The sequence below is a fragment of the Moraxella sp. CTOTU49097 genome (assembly GCF_032064105.1).
Classification (GTDB): Bacteria; Pseudomonadota; Gammaproteobacteria; order Pseudomonadales; family Moraxellaceae; genus Faucicola; species Faucicola osloensis_B.
Map to the genome: position 1 here is coordinate 78,197 of NZ_DAMBOA010000004.1, position 15,648 is coordinate 93,844.

14 protein-coding genes are annotated in these 15,648 nt (G+C 43.6%); 11 read left to right on the top strand and 3 right to left on the bottom strand.

Annotated elements, in window-relative coordinates:
• The first annotated feature begins 169 nt into the window (after positions 1–169).
• The 7 genes from lepA (at position 170) to pdxJ (ending at position 7,010) form a co-directional block, all read left to right on the top strand.
• The gene (lepA, locus tag RT064_RS04070; protein WP_065253830.1) at positions 170–1,975 is read left to right on the top strand and encodes a translation elongation factor 4; all 1,806 of its coding nucleotides are present in this window, start codon (positions 170–172) and stop codon (positions 1,973–1,975) included.
• A gap of 8 nt (positions 1,976–1,983) precedes the next feature.
• A complete protein-coding gene (gene lepB / locus RT064_RS04075; protein WP_313061759.1) occupies positions 1,984–2,889 on the top strand; it encodes a signal peptidase I in 906 nt (301 codons plus the stop codon).
• A 107-nt stretch (positions 2,890–2,996) separates the two neighbouring features.
• On the top strand, positions 2,997–3,389 hold the full coding sequence (locus RT064_RS04080; RefSeq protein ID WP_313061761.1) for a DUF4845 domain-containing protein: 393 nt from the start codon (positions 2,997–2,999) through the stop codon (positions 3,387–3,389).
• Between the two features lie 112 nt (positions 3,390–3,501).
• Entirely contained in the window at positions 3,502–4,287 is a 786-nt protein-coding gene (gene rnc / locus RT064_RS04085) for a ribonuclease III (RefSeq protein WP_135887551.1), read from the top strand.
• Positions 4,288–4,402: 115 nt separating this feature from the next.
• Positions 4,403–5,452, top strand: coding sequence for a GTPase Era (gene era, locus RT064_RS04090; RefSeq protein ID WP_313061771.1), 1,050 nt, complete (start codon positions 4,403–4,405; stop codon positions 5,450–5,452).
• Positions 5,453–5,465: 13 nt separating this feature from the next.
• Positions 5,466–6,221 carry a DNA repair protein RecO gene (gene recO / locus RT064_RS04095; RefSeq protein WP_313061774.1) on the top strand — a complete coding sequence of 252 codons (756 nt, stop codon included), beginning with the start codon at positions 5,466–5,468 and terminating at the stop codon, positions 6,219–6,221.
• 39 nt (positions 6,222–6,260) lie between these two features.
• Positions 6,261–7,010, top strand: a complete 750-nt coding sequence (gene pdxJ, locus RT064_RS04100) for a pyridoxine 5'-phosphate synthase (protein WP_313061776.1) — start codon at positions 6,261–6,263, stop codon at positions 7,008–7,010.
• A 3-nt stretch (positions 7,011–7,013) separates the two neighbouring features.
• On the opposite strand, the gene RT064_RS04105 is transcribed toward pdxJ, so the two are convergent.
• Positions 7,014–7,577: a pilus assembly FimT family protein gene (locus tag RT064_RS04105; RefSeq protein ID WP_313061779.1), complete on the bottom strand. Its 564-nt coding sequence runs from the start codon at positions 7,575–7,577 to the stop codon at positions 7,014–7,016.
• A 672-nt stretch (positions 7,578–8,249) separates the two neighbouring features.
• Here RT064_RS04105 and RT064_RS04110 point away from each other — a divergent pair.
• The 4 genes from RT064_RS04110 (at position 8,250) to RT064_RS04125 (ending at position 13,543) form a co-directional block, all read left to right on the top strand.
• A complete protein-coding gene (locus RT064_RS04110) occupies positions 8,250–9,407 on the top strand; it encodes an OmpA family protein (RefSeq protein WP_313061781.1) in 1,158 nt (385 codons plus the stop codon).
• A gap of 166 nt (positions 9,408–9,573) precedes the next feature.
• Positions 9,574–11,412: a translational GTPase TypA gene (gene typA / locus RT064_RS04115; protein ID WP_036595294.1), complete on the top strand. Its 1,839-nt coding sequence runs from the start codon at positions 9,574–9,576 to the stop codon at positions 11,410–11,412.
• A gap of 194 nt (positions 11,413–11,606) precedes the next feature.
• Positions 11,607–12,038 (top strand): large conductance mechanosensitive channel protein MscL, encoded by a 432-nt coding sequence (gene mscL, locus RT064_RS04120; RefSeq protein ID WP_036595296.1) that lies wholly within the window; start codon positions 11,607–11,609, stop codon positions 12,036–12,038.
• 92 nt (positions 12,039–12,130) lie between these two features.
• A complete protein-coding gene (locus RT064_RS04125) occupies positions 12,131–13,543 on the top strand; it encodes a D-amino acid dehydrogenase (protein ID WP_409519525.1) in 1,413 nt (470 codons plus the stop codon).
• Here RT064_RS04125 and phoR read toward each other — a convergent pair.
• The gene (gene phoR, locus RT064_RS04130; RefSeq protein ID WP_313061787.1) at positions 13,518–14,846 is read right to left on the bottom strand and encodes a phosphate regulon sensor histidine kinase PhoR; all 1,329 of its coding nucleotides are present in this window, start codon (positions 14,844–14,846) and stop codon (positions 13,518–13,520) included. The genes RT064_RS04125 and phoR overlap by 26 nt on opposite strands.
• A gap of 69 nt (positions 14,847–14,915) precedes the next feature.
• Positions 14,916–15,614: a phosphate regulon transcriptional regulator PhoB gene (phoB, locus tag RT064_RS04135; RefSeq protein ID WP_007115106.1), complete on the bottom strand. Its 699-nt coding sequence runs from the start codon at positions 15,612–15,614 to the stop codon at positions 14,916–14,918.
• Positions 15,615–15,648: the final 34 nt, after the last annotated feature.

Genomic DNA, 15,648 nt, shown 5'->3' on the forward strand with positions numbered 1-15,648 from the left:
TGTTTGGGGCTTTGTGTTTGCAACAGACATTGGCACCCAAAGCTTATCTTTTTTTATGATCTCCCAAAAGCTGTCACAATAAATTCAGTAGGTGATTGTAGAAAAATACGTTACAATAAGGCTATTTTTCTACAAATTTAATCATATACTTTTTTGTTAGTAGGTAATTGTGACCGCCTTATCTCATATTCGTAATTTTTCTATTATTGCCCATATTGACCACGGTAAATCCACGCTTGCCGACCGCATTATCCAAATGTGTGGGGGGCTACAAGCACGTGAAATGCAGGCGCAAGTACTTGACTCGATGGATATTGAGCGCGAGCGCGGTATTACCATTAAAGCCCAATCTGTCACGCTGTATTATAACCACCCAAACGGTGACAAATACCAATTTAACTTTATTGATACCCCAGGGCACGTCGATTTTTCGTATGAAGTGTCGCGTTCACTGGCGGCTTGTGAAGGCGCTTTGCTGGTGGTTGATGCCGCGCAAGGCGTAGAAGCGCAGTCGGTTGCCAACTGTTATACCGCGATCGAGCAAGGTCTTGAAGTATTACCGGTACTCAACAAAATTGACTTGCCGCAAGTGGATCCCGAGCGCGTGATTCAAGAAATCGAAGATATTATCGGGATTGAAGCGATGGATGCACCGCGCGTGTCTGCCAAGACAGGCGTGGGCGTGGATGATTTGCTACAAGCGATTGTTGAACGTATTCCCGCGCCTGAAGGCGACCGTGATGCGCCTTTGCAAGCGTTAATTATTGACTCATGGTTTGACAATTATCTTGGGGTTGTGTCACTGGTACGTGTGCGCCAAGGCACGCTCAAAAAAGACGATAAAATCCATATCAAATCGACCAAAGGCACGCATATTGTGACATCGATTGGGGTATTTACCCCAAAATCGTTTGAAACCAATATCTTAGAAGCCGGTGAAGTGGGTTTTGTGATTGCCGGTATCAAAGACATTGGCGGCGCGCCTGTGGGCGATACCATTACCCTTGCCAAAACCCCAGATGTAGATAGCATACCAGGGTTTAAAAAGGTCAAGCCGCAAGTTTATGCCGGTATGTTCCCTGTCGACTCGAGTGACTTTGAGGCGTTTCGTGAAGCGCTACAAAAGCTGCAAGTCAATGACGCTGCGTTGTTTTTTGAGCCTGATACCTCTGATGCCCTTGGGTTTGGTTTTCGCTGTGGCTTCTTGGGGATGCTCCATATGGAAATCATCCAAGAACGTCTTGAGCGTGAATACGATTTAGATTTGATTACCACCGCCCCGACCGTTATCTACGAAATCAAAAAACGCAATGGTGAGATTATCCAAATCGATAACCCATCAAAAATGCCTGACCCAGGTCTGATTGATGAGTTTCGTGAGCCGATTGCGCGCTGTCACATTTTGGTGCCACCCGATTATCTGGGTAACGTGATGACATTATGTATCGAGCGTCGTGGTATCCAAGTTGATATGAAGTTTATGGGACAGCAAGTGCAGTTGACCTTTGATATTCCGATGGGCGAAGTGGTCATGGACTTTTTTGACCGTCTAAAATCGGTGTCACGTGGCTTTGCGTCACTTGATTACGGTTTTGAGCGCTTTGAAACAGATAAACTGGTGCGGGTAGATGTACTCATTAATGGCGAAAAAGTTGATGCTTTGGCGATGATTTGTCATGCTGAGCAAGCGCGCTATCGCGGTAATCAGCTGGTTGAAAAAATGAAAGAATTGATTCCGCGTCAAATGTTTGACGTGGCAATTCAAGCGGCGATTGGTAGCCAAATCATTGCCCGTAGTACCGTCAAAGCCATGCGTAAAGACGTACTTGCCAAATGTTATGGCGGTGACGTGTCACGTAAGAAAAAACTACTGTCAAAGCAAAAAGAAGGTAAAAAACGCATGAAGCAAGTGGGACGTGTTGAGATTCCACAAGAAGCATTTTTGGCGGTGTTAAAAGTGGATAACCAGTCGTAGAGGCAAGTATGGATTTTGATTTTAATTTGATTCTTGTCCCTGCGACCTTGATTTTGGGCGCTATTTGGCTACTGGATAAATTGGTACTAAAGCAAAAGCAAAGCAAAGGATTGGAGAAATCGACTGCGCCGGTGCGATGGGCGTATGATTTTTTTCCAATTTTAGCGATTGTGCTTGTAGTGCGCTCGTTTTTGATTGAGCCGTTTAATATTCCCTCATCGTCCATGGTGCCCACCCTGTATACGGGCGACTTTATTGCGGTCAATAAATACGCGTATGGTATCCGCTTGCCACTGGTGAATACCAAGGTGCTTGATTTAGACGCGCCACAGCATGGTGATGTGGTGGTATTTCGCTATCCTGAGAACCCAAAAATTTATTATATCAAGCGGGTGATTGGCGTGGGTGGGGATACGGTGAGCTTTAATAACGGGCAGTTAAGCCTCAATGGCAAAGCGATTGCGACCACGCCTGCCAACTTTACCCCCGACCCTAAGATGACAGCGCAGCTATATCCGCCAGGTAAAACCGAGACCGGTGAGCTTGTGACAGCTGAGCAAGCAGCGCAACTGGGCAATCAAGAAGAATTGTCTGCCAAATACGTGCAAGAATCACCTAGTAGCAATCATCAACATTTGGTGCGCTATTTGGGTGACAAAAATTGGTTTCAATATGCCAGCTTTTTGCAGCAAGCGTCACCTCAATTGATGGCGAGCCAAGGTCAACAATGGCAACTAACAGTGCCTGAAGGACACTATTTTGTGATGGGCGATAACCGTGATCGCAGTGCTGATAGTCGTTTTTGGGGGTTTGTACCTGATGAGAACCTAGCGGGTAAAGCCGTGTATGTGTGGACGCACAAAGCCAGTGGATTAAGTCTACCCACCTTTAATCGCAATGGCGCAATACACTAACCGCTTACTTTAAAAAATTGGATATCAAAGCCTTTGTTGTTGAGAATATTTAATTAACTAAAGCTTACATTAACCTATCTTGAGCGATGGTCAAAGGAGAATACGGCATGAACCTACCAAGTCATCAGCGCGGCGCCAGCGTCACGGGTATCGTGATTATGATTGTACTCATCGTCGTGTGTGCCAAACTCGGTTTAGCCATTATCCCTGCCCAAGTCGGTCACTACCAACTCAAAAAATCGTTGGCTTTTGAACTCAAAAAGTCCAATGACAATAAAGAAAGTGTCAAAGATTTTTTAGGTAACGTCAATTCCCAATGGAATATCAACGGTGTCAGCCAAAAGGCAGAGGACGTCGTGGAAGTGGTGGATAATACGCCAGGTGCGATGTCAGTAAAACTAAAATACGATGAAGCAAACAACTTTTTTGGTAACGTCGATATCGTCAATCGCTTTGAAGATACCATTAGTGCAGAAGATGCCAAAGTCGCCAAGCCCTAGTTAAGCCATAGTTAAATAGTTAGTAGCTATTGAGCTTATAGCCCCAATCTTAAGTAAGTGATAGCCATGTGATGATTTCACTGGCGAATACTTTTCTAACAATTTGAAGCAGATGAATTTACCAATCACAATCCCCACATTTAATCTCAAAAAACTACCGCCACAAGTGCGTCAATTAACCGCGCTGTTTTATCAAATGGGTTATCAGTTTGATAATGTAAATTTACCCATTATGGCACTCATGCATCGCTCATTTGATAGCGAACACAATTATGAGCGACTAGAGTTCTTGGGAGATGCATTGCTCGGTGTGATCATCGCAGAAGCCTTATTTTTGCGTTATCCCGACTATAATGAAGGTCGGCTCAGTCGCTTACGTGCGTCGCTTGTGCGCGAAGAAACCTTGGTGATTATCGCAAAGCAGCTCAATTTATCAGATTATTTGATTTTAGGGGTGGGCGAGCGTAAAGGCGGTGGTCGTCAGCGCGCCTCAATCTTGGCAGATAGCGTTGAAGCCTTGATTGGCGCTATTTATCTTGATAGTCAAAATTTTGATACGGTTAAGGCTTGTGTGCTGGCGTGGTTTGAAGATTTGTTCGAAAAAGTGAAAGAACAAAAAGTGCTAAAAGATGCCAAAAGCCGTTTACAAGAGCTGTTGCAGGCACACCAACTTGCGCTGCCCCGCTATGAGGTGACCGAAACCATTGGCAATGCACCCAATCAAATTTTTGTGGTCAGCTGCCAAGTGGAAATTATTTTTGACAATAAAACCGCCAAACCCATAGCCCCAACCCAAGCTTCAGTCACAGCCCAAGGGGAAAGTCGCCGTATTGCCGAGCAGCGCTGCGCCGAAGCCATGCTGACTAAAATCAGTGATTTGTTACCCCCGCTGCGCTAATTTGCCAACCTGCCATACGGTCAACACCCAAATTTGATGAAATGCTTACTGAAATTTGCTCAAAACTCTTCTACAATAATTTGTACCCTTTAAACCAATGTTGAGATCCTATTTTATGTCTAACCAAGCAGACGCTACCCAACAAACAACCACTGACCCAGCTGTCGACAATCCATCAGCGGACAACAACCATGATGTTATCAGTCAATTCTTCAGTGGGCAAAGTGATTCAGCGCCCGCGCGTGCGGTGGATTTTCGCACGGGGTATGTGGCCATTGTCGGACGTCCAAACGTGGGTAAATCAACATTGATGAATCATGTGTTGGGTCAAAAATTGTCGATTACCTCACGAAAACCCCAAACCACCCGCCATCGTATTATGGGGATTTTGACCAACGAGCAACTACAAGCGATTTTTGTTGACACCCCAGGTATCCATAGCCGCGAAGTGCGCGCTATCAATGAGCGTATGAATAAAGCCGCAACCTCGGCTTTGGCAGATGTTGACGCGGTATTGTTTGTGATTGATAGCCTAAAATGGGTGGAAGATGATGAGCTGGTGTTTGCCAAAGTGCAAAATTTGGGTGTCCCTGTGATTGCAGTGGTTAATAAAAGCGACACCATTAAGGACGAAGCTCAGCTGTTCGCGCTACTACAAAAACTGCATGATACCCAAGTATTTAGCGATATCGTGCCCGTATCTGCATTACGTGCGCACAACTTAGATGAGCTAGTACGAGTCATTGGTAAGCATTTACCGATTGCAGCGCCCATCTATGATGCACAGCAAGTCACTGACCGTTCAGAACGGTTTTTAGCCAGTGAAATCATTCGTGAAAAAGTGATGCGGGCATCGGGCGATGAGATTCCTTACGATTTAACGGTACAAATCGATACCTTTAAGGATGAGCCTGCGCATCAAGACCCAAAAACAGGCAAATGGCGTAAAGCCGTGACCTTCATCGATGCCACGATTTTTGTCGAGCGTCAAGGTCAAAAGGTAATTGTCATCGGTGATAAAGGCGAAAAAATCAAACAAATTGGCATCGAAGCGCGCCAAGACATGGAAAAAATGTTTGATAAAAAAGTGATGCTAACGCTGTGGGTCAAAGTCAAAAAAGGCTGGTCAGATGATGAGCGTGCGCTAACGAGTTTGGGCTACTAGGCTAAAGGCTACTATGCGCAATCAACTGCTAACAGGTTATATTCTGCACCAAAAACCGTATGGTGAAAGCCGGAGTTTGGTTTATCTGTTTAGTGAAGAATGGGGCGTAGTACATGGTATTGGTAAAAAAAACTTACCGCTATTTGTCCCCATACAATTTTTTGGCAATGGTAAAAACAGCCTAAAAACTTTTAGTCAAAGCCAGATTTTGCAAAATCACATTACCCTCACCGGACAAAGCCTCTATGCAGGCATGTATCTTAATGAGATTTTGCAAAAACTATTGCCTATTGAAGAGCCGTTTGCTGAGATATGGCAAGCATATCAGCAGTGCCTTGCAAACATGGCAACGCTGTTTGTCGAGCCAGCGCAAACGCCACATGACATGACCCGTTTAAAGTGGCATTTAAGACGTTTTGAAAATGTATTGTTTGAACAACTAGGCTATGGGTTCGATTTTGCTAAAGATGCGTTGGGGGATTTAATAGTCCCATCGCAGTGTTATCAATACCAGCTACAGCAGGGATTTATGCCAGTTTTACCTTTGGATAAACCCGACATAGCATTAACAGGTGAGCAGCTGCTAATTTGGTATCAATGTTTGCAAGATGAAACGAGCTTTAACCAAATGATGCAACAAGATTTTGATTTAGCCAAACAATTGGTCAATAGCATCAGTGCCATGCACCGCCATTTGATGGATAATTTACTCAATTATCAAACCTTACAAAGCCGAGAACTTTGGCAGCAGCTTACCCAATATCAATAAGCTTACTCAGTATCACTAATAGACAAAATAGGGCATATCATGACCAGCAATCAACCCTTACTCGGCGTCAATATCGACCACATTGCAACCCTGCGTCAAGCGCGCGGCGTGGCGTATCCCGACCCTGTGGCAGGTGCGTTAATTTGTGAGCAGGCAGGGGCGGATGGTATCACGCTGCATTTGCGTGAAGATCGTCGTCACATTCAAGATGATGATGTTTATCGGCTTGCCAAAGTCATAACCACTCGTATGAACCTTGAAATGGCGGTCACTGACGAGATGGTTGCGATAGCTTGTGAGGTTAAGCCAGCTTGGGTGTGCTTTGTCCCTGAAAAACGCCAAGAACTCACCACTGAAGGCGGGCTTGATGTGATTGGCAATCAAGAAAAAATAGCCAGTGCGATTCAACAGTTACATCATGTCGGCACTCAAGTGTCACTATTTATTGATCCGGAGTTGGCACAAATTGATCAAAGCATTGCGCTCGGGGCAGATGCCATTGAACTACACACCGGCGCCTATGCTGACTATTGTTTGCAACATGACCAAGTTAAAATTAGCCATGAAATCACCCGTATCAAAACAGCAGTGACCCATGCCCACGAGGCAAAAGCAAGTTTACTGGTCAATGCAGGGCACGGGCTAACCCGTGACAACGTTGCACCCATTGCTGATATAGATGGCATCCATGAACTAAACATCGGTCATGCCATTATTGCAGATAGTGTGTTTATGGGGCTTAGCCAAGCGGTTGGCGCAATGAGAAAAGCATTTACGGCAAAAGCCTAGCTGTTAGGGGCAGTTAAATTGTTCGACTGAGTAGGGCTTATATTTAATAATGCCCGTTTTACTAAAACTTACCTTTAGTCGATTATCGACCTTACCATCTAAAGGGCAGTATTGAATATTGCCCATATAACCAATGGGTCTAGCGTTTTCTGGCTTAAAAATAATATAGTTATTATTCAGCGAGATATTTGCCGTAAGCACACCCCAAGACAAGTCTAACGTAAGCTGATGATTGAGTTTGTCTACCGTTGCCTCATAGCTGTTATTGTTGTTTTTATCGATAAAGCTAATCAGCTGATGACCGCCAGTTGTCACGCAAGCCAAGCTATCACTAGCCACACAGGCAACGACAGGATTTTGATAAATTAACGCCTCTTGTTTTGCGCTGGTTAAAAAATTCATTAAACTTAAAGCAATGTTTTTTGCTTCCATTTGCTTTAAGCTGTTGGTAATAGTAATCGAAGCCATCGCCACAATGATGGATAAAACAGCCACAACGACGACTGTTTCAATCAAAGTAAATCCCTGTCTTTTTATTGAGAATACGTTGGATTTCGAATCATTCATGCTATTAGAGCTACCGGCTAGATCATCATGGAATAACACAATAAACGATTTTAGTTCATCATTATAGAGAGTTTTGATAAATTAACAAACAAATATTGATATAAAAGATAGGATGAGCGGGTTATAAAGGTAATAAAAGAGACCAAAAGGCGGGTACTGTCTGATATACTGAAGTTTTCAAAACCGATTGATGGGTTTAAACGTTACATTCTTTATCTTATGTTATTAACGCTAAGCCATTATCTAGACGAAACTGTTTTAGTGGTATGATAAATGTATCACTCACACATTAAGTAAATGAATGTCACTAGAATGTATCATTTAGTGACAGTATGAATTTAGGATATGGTAAATTTAAATAGACTGTATTAAAATCCTTCTCAAGATGAGTGTATAGTTTTGATGTGTAATTTCGAATCACTATGATGGTTGTTGAATTCTTAGTATCGAGCGTAATTAATAAGCTTAGCTACTAAAAAATAAAAATATAACATATTGTGATGTTCGTGTAATATTGTGTAGCAATGTAAAAAAAAGAGTTGTAAACACAATTTTTAGGCGTTAAGCTATATTTAACAAGTTCATAAATTGCATGTGTTTTGATGTGTTATTTTGTGAATTAACTGTCAGGTTATTTTAATTTAAAATGAGCCAATCCTTTGGAGGACTTCTATGAAGCTAAATAAAATCGCTCTAGCAGTTGTTGCTGCAGCTGTTATGCCAGTAGCCGCTAACGCAGGCGTTACTGTTACACCTTTACTATTAGGTTATCATTATGTAGACGGTATCAGCAAAACTGAAGACAAACAAGGCGAACAATTCGCAGGTACTCACCAAGATAACGACTTGTACACTGGTGCAGGTATTGGTATCGAATTGACACCTACTATCGCACTTGAATTAGAGTACGGTGAAACTGATTCTGATGCATTAAATGGCAACGGCGATAAAGTTAACGGACATGATTTTGAACAAAAATCATACTCAGGTAACTTTACTATCGGTACTGAAACCTTTAGTGGCTATACTAACAGCCCATTTAAGCCATATGTGTTAATCGGTGCAGGTCAATCAAAAACCTCAATGGCATTTGATGATGGCAGCAAAGCAACTTCTAAAGACACAATTGGTAACTTAGGTCTTGGTGCTTACTACCGCATCAATGACGCATTAAGCTTACGTGGTGAAGGTCGTGCGATTTATAACTTCGATAACGATTGGTGGGAAGGTCTAGCATTAGCAGGTCTTAACGTGGTTCTAGGTGGTCACTTGGCCCCAGCAGCGCCAGTAGTTGAGCCTATCCCTGTTGAACCAATCGTTGTGACTGATGGTGATGACGACCAAGATGGCGTATTAAATAGCGTTGACAAATGCCCAGGCACTCCATTAAATGTTGTTGTAGATGCTGATGGTTGCCCACGTGAAATCCCAGTTGATGACGCATTACGTATGGAATTACGTGTATTCTTTGACAATGACAAAACTGTCATCAAAGATCAGTACAAACCAGAAATCCAAAAAGTTGCTGAAAAAATGAATGAATATCCAAATTCAACAGCTTCAATTGAAGGTCACGCTTCAAAAACTGGTCCATCTGCGCGTTACAACCAACGTTTGTCTGAAGCACGTGCAAATGCGGTTAAATCAATGTTAGTTAACCAATTTGGTGTTGCTCCACAACGTATTAGCACAGTGGGTTACGGCTATGACCGCCCAATCGCAGACAACAACACTGCTGAAGGCCGTGCAATGAACCGTCGTGTATATGCTATCATCACTGGTAACAAATCTAGCACAACCGTTCAAACTAAAGACATGAATGCACAATAATTAGTTATTAAATAAAAAAAGCTACCCTCGTTGGTAGCTTTTTTTATTTTTATTATCCCCTATAAACTCAACTTAGATAAATTTAATCTATTTTTAACGATAAGATGTTATACTACCGCGTGTTTTAATTTCCCTTCCTAGCCGAATTTTCAAGAGCTATTTTTTTATGTCAGATTCAATCAAAAATCTTCGCAATATTGCGATTATTGCCCACGTTGACCATGGTAAAACTACTCTAGTCGATAAACTGTTACAACAATCAGGTACTTTTGGTGAGCGTGCCGCAGAAGTTGAACGCGTCATGGACTCTAACGCATTAGAGCAAGAGCGTGGTATTACCATTTTAGCCAAAAATACGGCGATCAAATGGACAAATCCTAAAGACGGCGTTGAATACCGTATTAACATCGTCGACACCCCCGGTCACGCCGACTTCGGTGGTGAAGTTGAACGCGTGATGTCGATGGTTGACTGTGTATTGTTATTAGTTGATGCCGTTGATGGTCCTATGCCACAAACCCGTTTTGTGACCTCAAAAGCATTTGCCCGTGGCTTAAAGCCAATCGTGGTGATTAATAAAATTGACAAACCAAGTGCACGTCCAGACTGGGTCATGGATCAGGTGTTTGATTTGTTTGATAATTTGGGTGCGACAGATGAGCAGCTAGATTTTCCCATCGTTTATACTTCTGCCATGAATGGTATTGCAGGGTTATCGCCTGACGAGCTTGCAGAAGATATGCAGCCATTGTTTGAAACCATCGTTAATGTTGTTGAGCCACCACAGGTGGATACGGACGGTCCATTCCGTATGCAGATTTCAAGCCTTGATTATGATAACTTCAAAGGTTTGATTGGCATTGGTCGTATTCAGCGTGGGTCGGTTAAAACCAATACGCCTGTAACGATTGTGGATAAAGAAGGTAATAAACGTAACGGCCGTATCCTACAAATCATGGGTTACCATGGTCTTGACCGTATCGAAGTACCTATGGCGCAGGCAGGTGATATCGTTTGTATCACGGGTATCGATGCGTTAAATATTTCTGATACTATCTGTGACCCACAAAATGTAGAAGCCTTACCACCGCTAAGTGTCGATGAGCCAACCGTATCGATGACTTTCCAAGTCAACAACTCACCATTTGCGGGTAAAGAAGGTAAATTCGTAACGTCGCGCAATATTCGTGAGCGTCTAGAACGTGAGTTAATTCATAACGTGGCACTTCGCGTAGAAGATACCGACAGTCCTGATAAATTTAAAGTATCAGGTCGTGGGGAACTTCACTTATCTGTATTGATTGAGAATATGCGCCGTGAAGGTTTTGAGCTGGGTGTGTCACGTCCAGAAGTGATTGTTCGTGAAATCGAGGGCGAGAAACAAGAGCCATTTGAAAATGTGATTTTTGACGTCGAAGAACAGCACCAAGGCGCGGTAATGGAGCAAATGGGCTACCGTAAAGGCGAATTAACCAATATGGAAGTTGACGGCAAAGGTCGTATCCGTATTGAAGCGGTAGTACCATCACGTGGTTTAATCGGTTTTCGCTCTGAGTTCTTAACCATTACCTCAGGTACCGGTATCATGACCTCTAGTTTCTCACATTATGGTCCTGTCAAAACAGGCGATGTGGCAAAACGCCAAAATGGTGTGTTGATTTCTATGGTGAATGGTACTGTATTGGGCTATGCGCTATTTAACCTTCAAGAACGCGGTCGTATGTTTGTATCACCGCAAACTGAAGTCTATGAAGGTATGATTGTCGGTCAAAACTCACGTAGCGATGACATGGTAGTCAATCCAACCAAAGCAAAACAGTTGACGAACGTGCGCGCCAGTGGTACCGATGATGCGATTATTTTAACGCCGCCAATCATTTTTACCCTTGAACAAGCGCTTGAATTTATTGAAGATGATGAGTTGGTTGAGGTAACACCAAAATCAATTCGTCTACGCAAAAAATACTTGACTGAAAATGAGCGTAAACGTAACGGTCGTAAATAATAGCGAGTGTACGCTATAAGACTTGCGAAAAAGCCTAACACTTATTTACAAAAAGCTTGTACCTGTTACAAGCTTTTTTAATTTAATCTACACACTGGCAAAGCAAAGGTTTAAAATTTTATACACTTCCTTATGATGATAAGGGCTTTTTGGTCAACGATTGTAGCAATTATTTTGAAGGTAGGAGAAGTAATATGAGTATGATGTCAGAATTTAAAGAGTTTGCCCTCAAAGGCAACGTGATGGATTTGGCAGTGGGTGTCATCATCGGCGGCGCATTTGGTAAAATCACCACGTCATTGGTAGAAGATATTATTATGCCGATTATCTCTGCGATTATGGGCGGCAGAATCGACTTTACCAATATGTTTGTGGTATTAGGTGATGTACCTGCAGGCACCGCCATGACGTATGATGCACTCAAAAAAGCGGGTGTGCCTGTGTTTGCTTATGGTAATTTTGTCACCATATTAATCAACTTTATTATTTTGGCATTTATTATCTTTATGTTGGTGAAAGCCATGAACCGCCTACGCCGTCAAAGCGAAGCGCAAGAAGCGGCTGCACCAGAACCTTCAGAAGAAGTACTATTGCTACGTGAAATCAGCAGTAAATTAAGCAAATAACGGTTTATAAAAAAGCTGACAGATTAAAATTTCAGCCCATGTTATTTATAAATGAAAAAAAGCCTCCATGATAACTGGGGGCTTTTTATTGATTGCTAATCAATCTACATTTTTTATTTATACATATTCATCAGTTAACGACAGTAAGGCAAGTTATGACAAAGCAGGTAATCGTGCTTGGTGCAGGAGTGGTGGGTGTCACCACTGCTTGGCAGCTTCGACAAGCAGGGTTTGAGGTAACGGTAATCGAGCGTGAAAGTAGCGCGGCATTGTCAACATCGTTTGCCAATGGTGGGCAAATATCTGTGTCACATGCCACGCCTTGGGCAAATCCTGATACACCCTATAAAGCGCTAAAATGGTTATTGCGAGAAGATGCGCCATTGTTGTTTCGCTGGCGTCGGTTGTTGGGTTTGCCGGGCAACGCGGGACAAGATGCAGCCCCTGATATGGCGCTGTGGCGATGGGGTTGGCAGTTTTTGCAGCAGTGCAATGCCAAAAGTGCCGATGCTAATTTGGTGCAAATGGTCAATTTAGGATTATACTCTCGGCAAGTACTGGGGGAGGTTAGGGCGCAAACAGGCATTGATTATGACTGTCTGACACGCGGTATTATGCATTTTTATACCGATCATGCGGAGTTTCAGGCAGCGGTAGCACCCACTAAACGGATGCAGCAATTGGGTTGTGATCGGCAAGTGATTAGTGTGGATAAAGCGATAGAACTAGAGCCTGCGTTAACTGGTATTGGCAAAGAATTGGTTGGGGCGACTTATACCGCACTTGATGAATCAGGGGATGCGCAAAAATTCACCCATCGCTTGGCAGCACTTTGTCAACAGCAAGGGGTAACATTTTTATTTAATACTGCCATCAAACGACTTGTTTATCATAACCAGCACATTGACGGTGTGGAAGTTATGTCCATTGATAGCAAAGATAATGCTGCTTTGCCAGCGCAGTCACAGATACTGTCCGCCGATGCTTATGTACTGGCGTTAGGCAGTTATAGTCCTGCCTCAGTCAAAGATTTGGGTATCAATCTACCCATCTATCCTGCCAAAGGCTATTCAGCTACGTACCCTGTGCTGCGACCCCATGAGACACCTTATGTGAGCTTGATTGATGATGAGTTTAAACTGGTATACTCGCGCTTAGGCGATCGCTTGCGAGTAGCAGGAACGGCTGAATTTAACGGCTTTAACCTTGAGCTTAATCCCGTTCGTTGCCAAGCGATTACGCGACGGGTGAGAGAGGTGTTTGGGGATGCGCTAGATTTGACCCAGCCAAATTATTGGACAGGGCTGCGACCGATGACACCGTCAAATGTGCCGATTATCGGTCGCGCGGTCAATCGTCAAGGACTTATTGATAATTTGTATCTCAACACGGGACATGGCACTTTGGGCTGGACGCACTCGAACGGCTCGGCAAAAGCGATTGCTGATATCATGCAAGGGCGCCAGCCACAAGTAAACTTTAACTTTGTGGGCTTGCAGGATTAAGGGATTGGGTTGGAATACTGGCAGATTTTGGAAAGGTCACAGTGAAGGTTGAGCCTGTGCCAACTGTAGAGGTGATATCCAAGGTGGCATGATGCTGATACAAGACATGCTTGACAATCGCTAGCCCCAAACCGGTACCCCCTGTGTCACGGCTTCGACCCGTGTCCACGCGATAAAAACGCTCGGTTAAGCGCTGAATATGGCGCTGCTCGATACCAATGCCATTGTCGGTCACGCTAAAACATACCCCCGCGTCACACTCATGCCAGCTAATACTAATCTCACCACCTTTTGGGGTGTATTTCATGGCATTGGTAATCAGGTTACTGAGCGCACTTCGCAGATAATCTTCATAACCCAAAATATGTAACGTGCTGTCGATGTGCAAATGAATCATATGGTCGTATGACTTGTTGTACATTTGCGCATCGTCAAACAATTGCATTAGCATTTTGGGAATGTCAATATCTTTGGGCTCAGTGGGCTTTTCATCGTTTTCTAGTCGAGATAATAATAGTAAGTCATTGATGATGTTATTCATGCGCTGACTTTGCTGCATCATCTGAGTAAACGCGCGAGCAATACGCGGATCTAAATCAGGCTGTTCACTCAAAGTCTCCACATACCCCATGATGACGGTAAGCGGCGTACGCAGTTCATGCGAAACATTTGCCACAAAGTCTTTTCGCATCTGTTCTAAGTGCTGAAAACGGGTGACATCATAAATCAGCAGTAATTTTTCTTGCCCAAATTTGGTAATCTTGCACTGCACATAGCGCTCGATATTAGATGGGCTATGGATACGTACACCATCGGGATAGTCTTCAATGTGGTGATAATATTGATGAAAAAGCGGATGACGAATAATGGTCAACACATTGCGACCTTGGTCGGGCGCTTTAAAATGAAAAAGCCGTTCGGCAGAGTTGTTCCACCATTCGATACAGTCGTTTTTGTCAATCAGAATAATCGAGTCTTGCAATGCACTCAGCGAGTCGCGCACTTTTTGCACCAGCGAAACGGTTTGCTGATGCGCCAATTTCTCTTGGCGATTGACTTGGTAGATATTACTGGCAATGACATTAAGGTTGGGCTCAAATGCAGGCGGCGGCTCATCGGGGTTTTTGTTATACCACGCTTTAAAGCGTTGTATCGACCATAAAAAATATAGCTGATACAAGCAAAGCCCTATCGCCAGTCCCCAACCCCAAAACCCTAATAGCCCGCCAATCAACAGCCCGGCAACCCCAGCTGTGACGACGGGTGAAATGCTCGCCCACATATTAATTTTTCTAGCATCCATTGAGACAGCTTACTATAGCGAAGTTGGGATAAGTTGGCAAAAATTTCAATGCGATTAATCAGGCTATTGTTAGTCGATTTTATTAGAAAAGCGATAGCCTGTGCCACGTACAGTTTGGATGTAGTCTGCAAACCCAAATGGCTCAAGCACTTTACGCAGGCGGCGGATATGCACGTCAATGGTACGATCTTCGACATACACATTGCCACCCCACACTTGATCGAGTAGCTGGGTGCGGGTATAAGCGCGCTCGGGATGACTCATAAAAAAAGCAAGTAGCCGATACTCTGTCGGTCCGATATCCACCGCTTTGTTATTGGCACTCACGCGCTGACTGGCAGGGTCTAGCGACAAGCCACCTACGTCAATGGGTTTTTCGCCTGACAATGCGCTACTACGGCGCAATACCGCTTTGATACGGGAAACCAATTCACGGGTGGAAAACGGCTTGGTGATATAGTCATCTGCCCCAGCGTCAAGTCCTTGAACTTTGTTGTCTTCTTCGCCTTTGGCAGTGAGCATGATGATAGGAATTTCAGAGAGCATTTCATCTTTCTTCAGGCGGCGGCATAAATCAATGCCTGATAGCCCATTGGGTAGCATCCAATCTAATAAGATGAGGTTGGGGCGATGATCGACCACCAAATGATGGGCTTGAGAGACTTCTGAGGCTTGCAAACAATCAAATCCTGCCATCTCTAGTGTGGTCACGATCATTTCTCGAATGGCAGGCTCATCTTCCACTACCAAAATAGTTTCATTTTTCATAAATTTCTCAAGCGATAAAAATAGGCAACTGTTT